17 protein-coding genes are annotated in these 14,087 nt (G+C 58.1%); 14 read left to right on the forward strand and 3 right to left on the reverse strand.

The window, feature by feature from the left end; genetic code table 11:
• The first annotated feature begins 3 nt into the window (after positions 1 to 3).
• From Q8O96_RS24895 to Q8O96_RS24915, 5 genes are read left to right on the forward strand one after another with little or no spacing between them, the layout of a single operon-like run.
• Complete coding sequence (locus tag Q8O96_RS24895) at positions 4 to 342, forward strand: phage tail protein (RefSeq protein WP_305949627.1); 339 nt, start codon at positions 4 to 6, stop codon at positions 340 to 342.
• Positions 339 to 1,538, forward strand: a complete 1,200-nt coding sequence (locus Q8O96_RS24900; protein ID WP_305949628.1) for a hypothetical protein — start codon at positions 339 to 341, stop codon at positions 1,536 to 1,538. Before Q8O96_RS24895 ends, Q8O96_RS24900 begins: the two co-directional genes overlap by 4 nt.
• Entirely contained in the window at positions 1,535 to 1,921 is a 387-nt protein-coding gene (locus tag Q8O96_RS24905; RefSeq protein WP_219727672.1) for a hypothetical protein, read from the forward strand. Before Q8O96_RS24900 ends, Q8O96_RS24905 begins: the two co-directional genes overlap by 4 nt.
• A 49-nt stretch (positions 1,922 to 1,970) precedes the next feature.
• Positions 1,971 to 2,654, forward strand: a complete 684-nt coding sequence (locus Q8O96_RS24910) for a phage minor tail protein L (RefSeq protein ID WP_102863219.1) — start codon at positions 1,971 to 1,973, stop codon at positions 2,652 to 2,654.
• Between the two features lie 2 nt (positions 2,655 to 2,656).
• Complete coding sequence (locus Q8O96_RS24915) at positions 2,657 to 3,427, forward strand: C40 family peptidase (RefSeq protein ID WP_305949629.1); 771 nt, start codon at positions 2,657 to 2,659, stop codon at positions 3,425 to 3,427.
• Here the strand turns inward: Q8O96_RS24915 and Q8O96_RS24920 are convergent.
• Complete coding sequence (locus Q8O96_RS24920) at positions 3,422 to 4,018, reverse strand: hypothetical protein (protein ID WP_305949630.1); 597 nt, start codon at positions 4,016 to 4,018, stop codon at positions 3,422 to 3,424. The genes Q8O96_RS24915 and Q8O96_RS24920 overlap by 6 nt on opposite strands.
• A 578-nt stretch (positions 4,019 to 4,596) precedes the next feature.
• On the opposite strand from Q8O96_RS24920, the gene Q8O96_RS24925 reads away from it, so the two are divergent.
• On the forward strand, positions 4,597 to 4,956 hold the full coding sequence (locus Q8O96_RS24925) for a DUF2388 domain-containing protein (protein WP_305949631.1): 360 nt from the start codon (positions 4,597 to 4,599) through the stop codon (positions 4,954 to 4,956).
• Between the two features lie 67 nt (positions 4,957 to 5,023).
• Here the strand turns inward: Q8O96_RS24925 and Q8O96_RS31375 are convergent, their stop codons facing one another.
• Positions 5,024 to 5,641, reverse strand: coding sequence for a YkgJ family cysteine cluster protein (locus tag Q8O96_RS31375; protein ID WP_371826203.1), 618 nt, complete (start codon positions 5,639 to 5,641; stop codon positions 5,024 to 5,026).
• 505 nt (positions 5,642 to 6,146) lie between these two features.
• On the opposite strand from Q8O96_RS31375, the gene Q8O96_RS24930 reads away from it, so the two are divergent.
• The 8 genes from Q8O96_RS24930 (at position 6,147) to Q8O96_RS24965 (ending at position 12,383) form a co-directional block, all read left to right on the forward strand.
• Positions 6,147 to 6,722 carry a tail assembly protein gene (locus Q8O96_RS24930; protein ID WP_305949632.1) on the forward strand — a complete coding sequence of 192 codons (576 nt, stop codon included), beginning with the start codon at positions 6,147 to 6,149 and terminating at the stop codon, positions 6,720 to 6,722.
• A gap of 57 nt (positions 6,723 to 6,779) precedes the next feature.
• Positions 6,780 to 9,869: a host specificity protein J gene (locus tag Q8O96_RS24935; RefSeq protein ID WP_305949633.1), complete on the forward strand. Its 3,090-nt coding sequence runs from the start codon at positions 6,780 to 6,782 to the stop codon at positions 9,867 to 9,869.
• Positions 9,866 to 10,156 carry a hypothetical protein gene (locus tag Q8O96_RS24940; RefSeq protein ID WP_268562937.1) on the forward strand — a complete coding sequence of 97 codons (291 nt, stop codon included), beginning with the start codon at positions 9,866 to 9,868 and terminating at the stop codon, positions 10,154 to 10,156. Before Q8O96_RS24935 ends, Q8O96_RS24940 begins: the two co-directional genes overlap by 4 nt.
• Positions 10,156 to 10,980 (forward strand): hypothetical protein, encoded by an 825-nt coding sequence (locus tag Q8O96_RS24945; RefSeq protein WP_305949634.1) that lies wholly within the window; start codon positions 10,156 to 10,158, stop codon positions 10,978 to 10,980. The genes Q8O96_RS24940 and Q8O96_RS24945 overlap by 1 nt, the downstream gene beginning before the upstream one ends.
• Positions 10,981 to 11,037: 57 nt before the next feature.
• A complete protein-coding gene (locus Q8O96_RS24950; RefSeq protein ID WP_371826204.1) occupies positions 11,038 to 11,481 on the forward strand; it encodes a structural protein P5 in 444 nt (147 codons plus the stop codon).
• On the forward strand, positions 11,478 to 11,852 hold the full coding sequence (locus Q8O96_RS24955) for a hypothetical protein (protein ID WP_305949635.1): 375 nt from the start codon (positions 11,478 to 11,480) through the stop codon (positions 11,850 to 11,852). The genes Q8O96_RS24950 and Q8O96_RS24955 overlap by 4 nt, the downstream gene beginning before the upstream one ends.
• Positions 11,849 to 12,106, forward strand: coding sequence for a hypothetical protein (locus tag Q8O96_RS24960; RefSeq protein ID WP_305949636.1), 258 nt, complete (start codon positions 11,849 to 11,851; stop codon positions 12,104 to 12,106). The genes Q8O96_RS24955 and Q8O96_RS24960 overlap by 4 nt, the downstream gene beginning before the upstream one ends.
• Positions 12,107 to 12,170: 64 nt before the next feature.
• Positions 12,171 to 12,383: a hypothetical protein gene (locus Q8O96_RS24965; RefSeq protein ID WP_146036705.1), complete on the forward strand. Its 213-nt coding sequence runs from the start codon at positions 12,171 to 12,173 to the stop codon at positions 12,381 to 12,383.
• 634 nt (positions 12,384 to 13,017) lie between these two features.
• On the opposite strand, the gene Q8O96_RS24970 is transcribed toward Q8O96_RS24965, so the two are convergent.
• Complete coding sequence (locus tag Q8O96_RS24970; protein ID WP_305949637.1) at positions 13,018 to 14,085, reverse strand: tyrosine-type recombinase/integrase; 1,068 nt, start codon at positions 14,083 to 14,085, stop codon at positions 13,018 to 13,020.
• Positions 14,086 to 14,087 lie beyond the last annotated feature (2 nt).

The raw sequence follows: 14,087 nt of genomic DNA on the forward strand, positions 1-14,087 counted from the left end.
CTCATGGCAACTGAAACCTTCACCTGGAAGCCAAACAACGATCCTGCGGCCACCATTGCGTTTCGAACCAAGTCGGCCAAGTTCGGCGACGGTTACGAGCAGCGTGCCCAGGACGGAATCAACAACCGCTCGCAGTCCTGGTCCCTGACGCTCACAGGCCAGAAGGCGCGCATCAAGGAGATCATGGCGTTCCTCGACCGACATGCCGGCGCAACGCCGTTTTTCTGGGCTGACCCGCTGGGCGAGCAAATGCTCTACCGCTGTTCCGAGTATCAACCCAAAGCCATGGGGGGCGATGCCTATACCCTCACCGCAACCTTCGAACAGGCGTTCCACCCATGAGTATCGATCCCATCAACATCGGCGGGGCGCCCAACGATGGCAATGGCCAGAATCTGCGCTCGGGCGGCCAGATCATCAACGACAACTTCGCGGAGCTGGATACCCGCACTGCGGCAGCGCAGGCGAGGGCCGATCAGGGCGTTTCGGATGCGGCAGCAGCGAAGGCTAAGGCCGATGCTGCCGTGCCTGGATCTGCGCTGGGTGTTTCAGTGGCCCAACTGGTCGATGGGCTGATACCGGCTTCACAGCTTCCGAGCTTCGTCGATGATGTGTTGGAGTTTCCAACGATGGCTGATTTCCCGGCCACGGGAGAAACGGGAAAGATCTACATCGCGATCAACGACGGCGACAGCCCAGCCAATCCGACGCGCCAGTATCGCTGGAGTGGTTCGGCGTTTGTGCTGATCCCGTCCTCGCCTGGCTCAACTGACCAGGTACCCGAAGGGCCGACAAACCAGTACTTCACTCAGTCCCGCGTGCGCTCAACGACTCTTTCTGGCCTGGGCGCCCTGGTCAATGCTGCGATCCTGGCAACTGACACGGTGCTGCAGGCCTTTGCAAAGCTGCAGGGCCAGCTCAATGCCAAGTTGGGCAAGAATGAGGTGGCGACAGACTCCAACAAGCTCGGTGGTCAGCCCGCTGATTTCTACACAGCGCTAATGGCAGGAGCGACTGCTACTGCTGGCGGCGTAAAGGGACTAGTCCCAGCGCCCGCGGCAGGTGATCAAGCAAAGTTTCTGACCGGTGCCGGCACTTATGCTGCACCGTCTACTACCCAGACCTCCTGGGGAGGAATCGCTGGCTTGATTTCAGATCAAGCCGACCTGAAGGCTGCGCTAGATGCAAAGGTGGCCATTGCAGGCTTGGGGCTCTCGAAGAAGTGGAGCAGCGGGCCGATTTCATGGTCCGTTGCCGGGGTGCTCAATTTGACCCACAACCTCGGATTTGAACCCGCCATCGTTGTTGTGAAGGGACGCTACAAAGCGGCGGTGAACGGGATGGCGATAGGGGAGAGTGAGTTCTCGGTCGGCATTCTCTATCAGTCTGCATTTCTTGGCGTCATTGCTAGAAAACCGACAACTACCACCCTGCAGATACAAGTGGCTCGTGACGGTTTGAGGCTTTCAAACGCTGCCGGTGAGCTTGTAGCGGTCACACCGGCTCAAGTCGATTTAGTGGTGGAGCTTTGGGCATGACTGAGGTTGATGAGAAGCGCATCGTGCTGATGCTATGCGTGTTTCCCGACGGTCGCATGGACGGTTGGTACGAAGTGCCGCCAGAGGGCAGCATTCCTGTCGATACGGCAAACGAGTATTACGATCAGATCTGGCTGTTTCCGGGTTGGAGCCCGAGCCCTTCAAATCTCCGTCGTATCGAGGACGATTGGCGTGAGTCGGAGTTGATCGTAATTGCTGCCCAGCTCGATGCGCTGGAAGAGGTTGAGGCTGGCGATACCCCGCCAGATCTTCTGGCCGGAACTCGAACTCAGTGGCTGAAGTATCGGGGCTTGGTCCGTAACTGGGCCGAAGGGAAGGGCGACTATCCAGATATGACTATGCGCCCGAAGCGGCCCTTCTGACTCACTGCTACCCGCCATCGAGCGGGATTCTTTTGCCTGAGGAAACACGATGCCAATTACGGCCGATATCCAGACCTTGGAGCCTGGCGCGTGGGTTGAGCTTTTCGAGCTCGACGCTACCGCGTTGGGCGCTGAGCTGTACCGCTTTCACGGTTACCCGCAGCAGTCGTCGATCTACTGGCAGGGCGAGGAGTACTCGCCGTGGCCAATCCAGGCCGAGGGCTTCGAAATGACAGGGCAGGGCGCCCAACCGATGCCGACCCTGTCCGTTGGCAACGTCGGCGGGTTCATCACTGCCCTGGTGCTGTACTTCGAGGACCTGGTGGGGGCGAAGCTGATCCGGCACCGGACCTTGGGCAAGTACCTGGACGGCCAGCCGGAGGCGGACCCCGACGAAGAGCTACCGCCGGACATCTGGTATGTCGAGCGCAAGGCTGCCGAGAACAACGAAACGGTGCAGTTCGAGCTGGCCTCAGCCTTGGACTTCGCCGGGGTTCAACTGCCGCGCCGGCAGATCGTGGCCAACGTCTGCTGGTGGCTCAGCTGCGGCGGTTACCGCGGGCCCTACTGCGGCTACAACGGTGGGCCCGTGGCCGATGAGAACGACATCATCGTCACCGACGCTTCCAAGGACAAATGCGGCGGGCGCTTGAGTAGCTGCAAACTGCGCTTTGGTGAGAACAACCCTCTGCCTTACGGCTCATTCCCGGCCGCCGGCCTGCTTCGGAGCTGATCATGAACAAGTCCACCCGCGCCGCCATCGAGCGGCATGCACTTGCCGAGTATCCGCGTGAGTGCTGCGGCCTGGTGATTCGCGAGGGGCGAAAGGAGGTCTATGTGCCTTGCCGCAACACGGCCTCGACGCCCAGTGAGCATTTCCGCCTGGCGCCCGAGGACTTCGCCGCCGCCGAGGATCGCGGCCAGGTGCTGGCGGTCGTGCATAGCCACCCAGACCACCCGGCAGCACCCAGCGAGGCGGATCGCGTCTCCTGCGAGGCCTCCGGGCTTCCCTGGCACATCCTTGAGGTCCGCAAGGGCGATGATGAGCAGGTGCGGCCCGGTGACCTGGCGAGCTTCGCGCCGGAGGGCTACCAGGCCCCACTGATCGGCCGCAAGTTTGCCCACGGTGTGCACGACTGCCTGAGCATCATCCTCGACTTCTACTGCCGTGAAATGGGCATCGACCTGGGCCAGTACGAACGGGAGGACGGATGGTGGGAGAAGGGTGGGAACCTGTACCTGGAGAACCTGCCGGCGGCTGGCTTCACGCAGGTCAACGCACCTCAGCATGGCGACATCGTGCTGATGCAGATTCGGTCGAAGGTGCCGAACCACGCCGGGGTATACCTGGCCGATGGTGTGCTGAAGACCGAGCCACAGCACTTCCCGGCGCCCGGGTCGATTCTGCACCACCTCTACAACCGGGACAGTAAACGCGACACCTACGGCGGCTATTGGCGCGAAGTTACGGTCAGCTACTGGCGGCACAAATACGTTTCTTCATAGTTGGCCCATGGAATAGCTGGAGAATCCATCCTTTGTAAGATGAGTGACCTGCACCGATCCGCCGATGTAAACGCGATTGTTGGTTTTGCAGCTCTCTTGCAGAGCCTGCGCCTGCATTATGGCTGGAGCAGAAAGCGGAAATGAGTTCCAGTCTATCCCCGACTTATCCATAAGCTCCGGTTTCACACCAAGGCCATAATCTAAACGCTCGGATTTAAAGTCCGACACTGAACGGTAAGCGAATCCATGGACTGCTCCATTATTGTCGGAAACCCCGAAGTGATAGACGGTTGCCGTCTGTTGACGGAGGGCGGGGAATTGAGCATTCAATTCGCCCCAGAGGGATTGAAGGGCCTTGGTCGCATGAGCATCGACCGTATCTACATTGAGGGAAGCACCTTGGTAATTCACAAGGCCGACCCAGCGACTGAAAAGCACAGCAGAGCCTGTCGCTGCGATGATCATGCGCAAGTGAGGGATAGCGATTGCCTTGCTAGTAAAGCCTGGGGTCGTATCGACGGAGTAATGTAGAAGGGTGTCAGTCGCCACAATTGCTTCGTTTTCGTCCGTGTAGAAGAGAAGTGACGACATAGTGCCTCCTGGCCAAATACAGAAGCCAAGAGGCTACTCTCGGTGCTGTTCCAGACGTTACTGGCATTCCATCCAAGCTGGATACTTGCCCAGGAGTGCATCAGATCGTTTCCTATCTTAGACTTCGTGATTTTTCGCAAGCTCTCAAAGGAATGATCAATGACATCTGGCTCGACTGTAACTTGTCCTCACTGCATGAATTCAGTGCCATGGGGCGCAAGTGTATGTAGGGGATGCCATGCGGAGATAAGCTACGGCACGCCCCAGGGAGTCGTCGTTTTCTTCATTTTCGCTTGCGTTATCGCAGGCTGGTGGGCTGCCAAAGGTGTGCACACCTTGATTACCACCAACTCGACAGTGCTCTGGATAGTATTCGGGGCCGCCTTTCTTGCTAGCGGGTATGTGGCTCAGAAAGTTTGCACGCGCTTTTATCGTGGCAAAACGCGTTTCCACCGCATCTATAAGACCTGATCGTTTTTTCTTGGATCAGTCACTGCCTTTCATCCACGCTGGATGGGTGGATAGCTACGCAGTAGATTCAGACAGAAAGGACGGTTCTTATTCATGGAGTGGATTTTTTGCGCAAGTTGATTGCTGTGCTTCTGCTGGGTTTATCGTGCAGTTTTCCTGTGGTGGCCGGTGACGGCGGTGTCAAGATTTCAATTTTTGGGGCAATCTTTTCATCGACTCTTGCTGTGACTTTTTTCCCATTCACCCTTACGGAAGACAGTCAAGAAAGTAGCCGGAATAGCTCTCAGAGCGGTGACCAAAAAATACTGGCCGCTCGCGACGATGCTGCGGCTTTCGTCGCGAGTGATGGAGATATTCGAGGCCCTAGTTTGGAGGCTGCATTTGAGGTGCTACGTGCTCAGAACAAAATGGGTGCTGTTAGCGACATAAGATTGGCTCAAGCGGTTTTGGTCTACGAGTATCGTTAACCCAAGCGTTTCAATCACTAGTAACGAGCCCAGCCCCGCGCTGGGCTTTTTGCATGGTGGTTTTCGCTCAGTCTGCTAAAGCCATTGACATGACGACATCGACGTTCACGCACTCCTCCGCGCGCCGAAGCAGAGGGTGTAGTTCCGTTAAGCCTTGAAGGTGGAGCATTTTTTGACTACGACCAATCCCGAATGCTGGTCGGATCTCGATAAAGCCAGGCCTGATGGGTACTACGGGGTTGAAGTTGCTAACCGAGGTAAAGTTACACTCTTCGTCGCGTAGCCTTGCTGCGATTTGTCCACCAGGAGGTTTCACCGCAGTGTATGGAGTCCATCGACAGAGGATTGGGCGAACCTCGTGTATGAGGCACTGGCTAGCCTTCGGGTCATGGAAATAGCATGATTTTTTTCTAGCGGCCCGATTCTTTGCATAAGAATGCGTCTCGGGGTGTGCTTTGAGATATTCCGCTATGGCTAAAGCTTCTTCTGGGAAAATCAAGTTGATGAACGCATCGTCACAACATTTTCCAGAGTGGGGGCAGGCCCTACAGTTTTTCCACGAAGGCTCGATGCCCTCTAGCTCGGCTATAGCTTGGTTGAGTATCGGAATCGCTTCTCGAGCATCCATGTCATCAGGCTCATTCTGGTTTTTGAGCACGGCGCCTAGCCGGGCTTGGGGTTGCATAGAGAACTACCCAAAGCCAGATCCTGTCAACGCAGGTTTTTGGCCCCTTCTGCTGGTGGTGGTAGATTGCCCTCAAACCATTTAGAGGGATCGACATGCGAGTTCTGGTAGGGGCGGTTTCGATGGCGATGTTGGCGGGGTGCTCAAGCGTTGCCGAAATAAGGGCAACACCCGCGGTACTGAGTCTTTCCAGTCAAAAGCCGGCCAGGGCCGTTGCCGAGTGCATTCGGGATGGATGGCAGGCCACTTCCATCGTGGGCGGGAGTGTTGGCGGCATCCTCCAGCAGTCTGGGGAGGGGGTCTCTGTCATCGCGCCTAACAGCGAGTCGCCTTGGCATGTCGCTGATGTATCACCCGCTGCGGGTGGATCAACTGTTCGATATCACTTCTACAGAACTTGGCAGTCACCATCTAATCAAGTCACGAGGGTGGTGAGTGATTGCACCAAATAGCTGATGCCTGACACCGGCCGCCTAAGGGCGGCTTTTTTATGCGCGGAGAAAATATGTCTTGCCCTGTTGAGAAAATGCAAACCGTTCTGCTGTCTGGGTCCCTGGCAAGGCTATTTGGTCGTCGGCACAGAATGATCACCAGCGGTGGCTGGCGAGATGTGATGGGCTACTTCAAACAGTTTGCGCGATTCGAGAAACACATGGCTGAAAGCTCCCGCAAGGGGTTGCGATACGCGATTTTTAACGGGAAAGAAAACATTGCTGAGGGTGACCTCGAAAAACCTACTGGCCGCAATGTGATTCGGATCATCCCTGTCATCACTGGATCGAAGCGGGCCGGCCTGCTGCAAACGATTGTTGGAGTAGTGTTGATAGCTGCATCCTATTTTACTGGCGGAACAACCCTTGCAGCCGGTGTCGCCATGGTGGCCGGCGGCGTGATCCAGATGCTAAGCCCGCAAGCCAAGGGCTTGGGCACCCAGGACACCCCAGATAACCGACCCAGCTACAGCTTCAACGGTGCCGTGAACACCAGCGTCCAGGGCAACCCTGTCCCGCTGCTCTACGGCCGGATGATCGTAGGCAGCGCTGTGATCAGCGCAGGGATCTACTCCGAAGACCAGATGTAAGTCGAACCCGCTACCAGGCCCGTCGAGTGCGGGTATTTTTTTGTCTGAAGGAAAGCCATGAACCAGCAAATTGCCGGCAGCAAAGGCGGCGAGTCGAAGCCGCGGCCGTCCGTTGAGGCCCCCGATAGCCTACAGAGCACGGCCTACGCGCGCATCCTCGACCTGGTGAGCGAGGGCGAGATCCAGGGCCTTGTCGCTGGGGAGCGCTCGGTCTATCTCGACGAGACTCCGCTGGCCAATGCCGACGGCACCCGGAACTTCAGTGGTGTCACCCTGGATGCCCGCACCGGCAGTCAGGACCAGCTGCATATCCCGGGCTTTCCCGCAGTGGAGAGCGAGATCGCCGTGGGTGTTGAGCTGAAGTATGGCCAGCCCTGGGTTCGCGCTGTGCAGAACCTGCAGCTGTCGGCTGTGCGCGTGCGCTTGTCCACTCCGCGCCTGGCCCAGACCAACACCAGCAACGGCGACACCAACGGCTACACCGTGCAGTACAAGATCGATGTTTCCACTGACGGTGGGCCCTATGTCCAGGTGCTGGCCTCGGCGTTCAGCGGCAAGACTTCGACGAAGTACGAGCGCTCCCATCGTGTAGACCTGCCGCCGGCCAGCAGCAACTGGCAGATCCGCGTCACCCGCCTGACACCGAACAGCACCAGCGGCGTGATCGCCGACACCACGAACATCGACGCCATTACCGAGGTCATCGACGCCAAGCTGCGCTATCCGGGTTCCGCTGTCGTCGGCCTGCAGTTCGACGCCTCCCAGTTCCAGTCGATCCCGACCCGGTCCTTCGACCTGCGTGGCCGCATCATCCGCGTGCCGAGCAACTACGACCCGGAAAGTCGGTTGTACTCCGGCGTCTGGGATGGCTCGTTCAAGTCCGCTTGGACAGATAACCCGGCCTGGATCTTCTACGACCTGCTGCTGCACTTTCGCTATGGCCTGGGCCACCTGCTGAACGAGGGCCAGGTGGACCGGTGGGAGCTGTACCGCATCGGCCAGTACTGCGATCAGATGGTGCCGAACGGGAAGGGGGGCCAGGAGCCGCGTTTCACCTGCAATCTGTTCCTGCAGACCAGGTCGAACGCTCTCGACGTGCTGCAGGACCTGGCCACGACATTTCGCGGAATGTCCTACTGGGCCGCCGGCTCAGTCATGGCTATTGCCGACATACCCGAGGACCCGGTTTACACCTACTCGAACGCCAACGTGATCGACGGTAAGTTTGGCTATTTCGGCTCGGCGAAGAAGACCCGCTACACCGTGGCCCTGGTGAGCTGGAACGACCCGGCCGACTTCTACCGGCAGAAAGTCGAGTACGTCGACGACCAAGCCGGGATCACCCGTTACGGCATCCAGCAGACCGAGATCACAGCAACTGGCTGTACTTCCCAGGCCCAGGCTCAGCGCATCGGTAAATGGGCGCTGCTCACCAACCGCCTGGAAACCGAAAGCGTGGGGTTCTCTGTAGGCCTGGACGGCACCCTGGCGCGCCCCGGGCAGATAATCCGCATCGCTGACAACGATAGGGCCGGACGACGCATTGGCGGGCGCCTGCGCTCGTCCACGCTGGATACGCTGATCCTCGACGCAGACGTGAAGGCATACCCAGGTGACACGATCACCGTGATCATGCCCACGGGCACGGCGGTATCACGCAAGATCAAGTCGGTCGGGTATCCGCTGACCTGGGACCAGAACGGGATCACCTGGGACAACGGCCGCATCACATTCGATACCACCGGCTTTCCGTCTGACGTCCAGCAGGTGGTTCTGGCCCAGAATCTGGACGACCTTCCGCCCCAGCATTCGATGTGGGCCATTGACTCACCGACCCTGGCCACCCAGCTTTTCCGCGTCATGTCCGTGGCCGAGGACTTTTCAGACTCGGAGATCAAGTTCACGATCAGCGCAGTACGCCACAACGCGAGCAAGTACGGCGCAATCGATAATGGTACGCGCATCGAGCGGCCGCCGGTGACGGTGATCCCGCCGAGCGTTCAGCGGCCGCCGGCGAACGTGACGGTGAGCAATGACCACTTCGTCGACCAAGGCAGCGCGGTCAGCGTCATGACGATTGAGTGGGAGAAGCCAGAAGCGGCGATCGCCTACGAGGTCTACTGGCGCAAGAACGACGGTGACTGGATCTTTGCCGGCCGCACGGGCACCACGTCCATCGATGTGAGCGGAATCTACGCGGGCCGGTATGTGGCCAAGGTGCGCGCCATCAACTCGCTCGACATCGGCTCAGTGTTCGCGACCTCGGTCGAGACCATCCTGAGCGGCAAGACCACGCCGCCACCCGTGCCGTCGTCCTTCACCGCGGAGTCGATCGTGTTCGGCATCAAGTTGGCCTGGGGCATTCCGGCAGGAGTCACCACCGCGGACCTGCAGCGAACCGAGATCTGGTACAGCGAAACAAGCCAGGCAGCTACGGCGACCAAGTTCGGCGACTACGCCTATCCGCAAACCGATCTGACGATCATGGGCCTGGCCGCCGGCGTGCGGTTCTTCTTCTGGGCCCGGCTGGTGGACCGTATCGGCAATGTGGGGGCGTTCTACGGGCCGGTGATGGGCCAGTCCTCCGCCGATGCAGGTGTGATCCTCGAGTACCTGAACGACCAAATCACCGAGACGCAGTTGAGCCAGCACCTGCTTGAAAAGATCGACTCGGGTGGCGGTGCGCAGGTTGAGATCGAGACCCTGAAAAGCGAGCTCGCGGCCATGTACTCGATCAAGACCCAGCTCACGGTCGACAACAAGCCCTATCTGGCCGGCATTGGTGTTGGCGTGGAAAACAACGAAGGGATCATCACCAGCCAGGTGCTGATCGCCGCAAGCCGATTTGCAGTTGTCGACCCGAACGCGGCAGAGATTTATTACCCGTTCGTTGTTCAGAACAACGCGGCGTACATCGACACCGCATTCATCAAGAACGGCTCCATCGACATGCTCAAGATAGGCAGCAACTTGCAGTCGAACAACTACGTACCCGACGTTTCAGGCTGGGCATTCCGACCCGATGGAACGTTCCAGATGATGGGCAATACCCCTGGAGGCGCGAGGCTCATGATCAATAACAAAGGGCTGTATGTGTTCCATCCGAACGGCGTCAAAGCCATCGACTTGAGCGTGGATGCGACATGACCGTCGGGCTGATTACGCGTGATGCAAGCGGCAACATCACAACCAACATGACCAAAAAGCTGAGTCAGGGGGCTGGCTCTGTCATCACCAATCGCAGCAATGGGTCGATCCCCATTTCGCTGCCGGCCGGTAGATCGTACTTCTATGTTGTTCAGCCACTGGAAGACTCTCAGCGCACAGCGGGCAAGAAACCTGGCGTCACGATTACGCAGAACAGGCTCGAATGGGGGTATGTGATACCGGGCGGCTTTGCGATGAACTGCGAAATTTTCTATGGGTACTACTGATGAATACCGCACTCATAGTCCGCGACGAGAGCGGCAATGTTCTCTATGACACCTCGAAGTCGATCTACGGCTTGATAAAGAGCGGGCCCGTCACTTATCACGGTAGGTGGCAAAGGTTTCAATCAGGTGGAGGGGGTAGCGTTTACTACGACAACATCTACAAGTTCGAAGTTGAAGGCGCGGTCAGCCCGCTTGTATTCGTAACTGGCGCAAGCAACAAGCCGTTTCAGTCAAAGGAGGGCAACAAGACGGTGTTCTACTTTGCCGGCCAGGTCGACGGCATCAAGGTTTACTGCTTTGACATCATGCGGCCAATCTTTGCTGGGCCGGCGCTCAAGACGCGAAAGGAAGACGGAGGGTTCACGTTCAACAGTCTGCAGCGGCCGCTAAACGTCATCGGAACGTCGACTCCGCCGGGCCCTGTGACATTTCCCAACGGAATGCAAACGCCGTTCGCTGGCGGGGCTGTTGGGGTGCTCATACCGCAGCCAACAGGATCGACGCTTGGTGGCGTGCTGTGGGGGTATTACACGGTTAACCTCAATCCAAGCAGGACATATGCCGCGCATATTCCATGGGACCGCGGCTGCGGCTTTGTGAGCCAGCTCGGCAGCAGCACTGTCTTCAGAGGTGCTGTACATGAGGGCTGCTACGGGCAGCAGGGGGCAATTGTGCACTGCATGTGGAACTCGCCGGAAACTACGTACGACGGCGTTCACAGCACGACCCCCCAGGGGTTCATGTCGCTGCTTTCAGATCGCATGCCTTCTTGCTCGTACATAGACACTGCTGAATACCCATACCCATTCAATCCGCAGTTGTAACTCATAAATCTGTAGAGGCCCGCCAAGTGCGGGCATTTTTTTGCCTGGAGTTTGAGCATGAATATTCAGAACGCCCGCGGCGTCCGTAATCGCAACCCTGGAAACATCGACTACAACCCACGTAATGACTGGCAGGGCCAGCTCGGCAAGGAGCCGAACGGCCGTTTCGCTGTCTTCGACACCGCAGAGAACGGCATCCGCGCCCTGGGCAAGCTGCTGCTCAACTACCGCGGCAAGGACGGCATGCCCGGGGTTGGCGGCCCAGGCATCGACACCCCTCGGGAGTTCATAACCCGCTGGGCGCCGGGGAACGAGAACGACACCGAGGCGTACATCGCCGCAATCGCCAAGCGCCTGGGCGTGAAGGCGAACGATGCCATCGACATCAAGAACCCGGCGACCCTGCGCGCCGTGATGCTCGGGATCATCGTGCACGAAAACGGCGGCAACCCTTACCCGGATGCTGTGTTCGAGGAAGGCTTGCGCAGGGCCTTGAGGTGAGCACCGGCGCCTGGCGGGTGGTTGGCGTCCTGCTGGCCGTCGTCCTGGTGCTGGTCGCCGGCGCTGTCCTGGGGGCCTGGCTGGCTTCCAGGCATTACCGGCCGCTGCTCGATACCGCCCAGGAGGCTCTGGCCACGGCAAAGGCTGGTCGCGACAACCTTGAAGCCCTGGCGGGGGAGCAGGGGCGGAGACTGGGTGATCTGGTGCTGGCTGGCCAGGAGCGTGAGCGCCACGCTGCCCAGGCCCAAGCTGACGCCAAGGAGCTGGCCCAGCACGACTACTCGGCGGCGAATCGACTGCTGCAGGAGCGTACTGGCGGTGATCCGGCGCCGACGGCGGAGTCGATCATTGATCAGGAGTTGGGGTTATGAAGTGGCTGCTGCTGGGAATTGTGGTTGTGCTGGCGGGGTGCGCGTCCCGGGAGCCTGAAGTGCGTACTGTGCGGGTGGAGGTGCCTGTGCAAGTGCCGTGTAGGGCGCCAGTGGTGCCGGTGCCGGCCTGGGCCACGTACAGCCTAAAGAAGACCGACAGCCTAGAGCTGAAGGTGCGGGCGCTGCTGGCAGAGCGTAGGCAGCGGATCGGATATGAGCGAGTGCTGGTTGCCGCAGTAGCGGCTTGCCAGTAATGCAGCGCTGCAAAAAATTGCTATACCGTAGAAAAAGGTGCCTTTTTTCTATGGGGTAGAGGTCATGAAGAATATGACTTTGGCTGATTGGCAAGATCTGCTTGTTGCAGAAATTGGTCCCGACAGGTGTCTTGATGAGTACTACTGTGACCTGATTTGCGCCGCTAACGAAATGTTGCGCCTTGGGCTCGTTGACCGTAAGGAGTGGCATAGCCAGATTCAGCAGGCCGGAGACTGGCTGGTCGCCACAATTGAGCAGGAGCAGGCAGGGAAATGAAAGAGCCCGCCGAAGCGGGCTTAAGCCGGTAGGGGGGACTTTGGCCCGGCCAAGGAATTGTAGAACAATCTCATTTTAGGGCAAGCCGAAAGTACATCGGCTGCGCGCAGCTGCAGGTTCAGCTCGGCGACCTCGTTCTCAAGCAGCAGGATGTGTTGCCTGCAGGTTTCCAGGGCCAGCCAATCGGCTGTATCTGTGTCTTCGGCGTGCACGGTGCTACCTCGAATCCAATACTGTATGCGCATACAGTAATCGAGGTTTTGCGGCGCTGCGATTTGAGCCGACGAGATGTAGGTATAGAGGATTGGTAGTTGTTCGACAGGACGTCGGAGGAGGGTTAGTTATGGAACACGTCCATAATAGTTATGGAACGCTTTAAGTGGAATGGAGACAGGCCTGAACGCCAGACACAAAAAAGCCCTGATAAATCAGGGCTTTTTCGTTGAAATTTGGCGGAGGCGTAGAGATTCGAACTCTAGGACCTGTTACAGTCGGCGGTTTTCAAGTCTGTAGAATAATCTATATAAATCAGTGAGTTATTGGTTATTCGTTTCCGCATGCTGCTTCAAATTTAGGCCTTGTAAGCCGCTAAATGCAAGGGGGGCTGGCTGGGTTGCGGAAACGAATTTTGCTGTCATCGAGTGGGTTTCACGATCTCTCCGACCCGGCGATACACCGTTTCAGTGATGCGCTTGTCGGTGTGCCCAAGCAGGCGGCTCGCGTGCCCAAGGTCGTCAATTTCGCTTGCAGCCTTCGGGCGGATATCTCTGAACTGAAACTGCCTGATGCTTGCCGCCAGGTGAGCGTCTTCTGCTTCGAGCGCCCTCGAGATCGCTACGTTGCGAGCATCATCAAACCGCAGGCGCAACATGGCTGTAGTGACCTTGCGACCGTCCTCCGTTACAACCAGGTAGGGGTTTCGCACTGCTCGCGCTTTGCGTTGCTCAACAAGCCTGCCTATGAGCTTGCCCAGGTCATTGCTTTCCTCTTCTACCCCAAGTCGGATTCGAAGCTTTTTCGATGTTTTGCCCTGGGCAACCCGTAGAAATCCCCCTGCCACGTCCGTTTCTCGCATCGAGAGCACGTCAGACGGGCGCTGGCCGGTAAGGTAAGCAAGATCCATGGCGTCCCTCAGCTCTGATACAGCAACGCCGTAGACGGCGTTCCAGATCGAAGCGTCGGCATAAAAGTCTCGAGGTGTTTCTTTGTTCTTGCGTACACCGGCCGCCGGATTCTCCTTGTCAGTGATCCCCCATTCCCTCGCGATGTTGTAGATGTGAGATAGGAGTGATATCTCACGGTTCCCCCTGACTTTCGCTGTTCGCTTGTCGCGGTATTGGGCGATCACTTGCGGCGTTATGGCGTCTATCGGGGCGTCGTTGAATGCCTTCCTTAGCTGGGTAAGCGAGAGGAGGTTGTCGCGCTGAGTTCTTGGTTTTTTTGCCGGGATGATCTCTGCTTCGTATCGATCGAAAACCAGCCCAAGCCTGGTGTTTTTCTTCGGCAGTGGCTTGCAATCAAGTTTTGCCCATTCTGCTTTCGCAATGTCCAGGTCCCCGCCCAGGGGGATTTCTTTGCGCCTTCCTGATTCATCTCTCCCGTCGTAGTAGTACCCCACCCATTGCTTCCCGCCTTTGAGCGTCCTAACCCGCCGCAGCATCCGCGGCGGCAGGTCTCTGTTTTCTGCCTTTCTTGGGCGCATTC

This window comes from Pseudomonas sp. LPH60, from assembly GCF_030718165.1.
Lineage (GTDB): Bacteria > Pseudomonadota > Gammaproteobacteria > Pseudomonadales > Pseudomonadaceae > Aquipseudomonas > Aquipseudomonas danubii.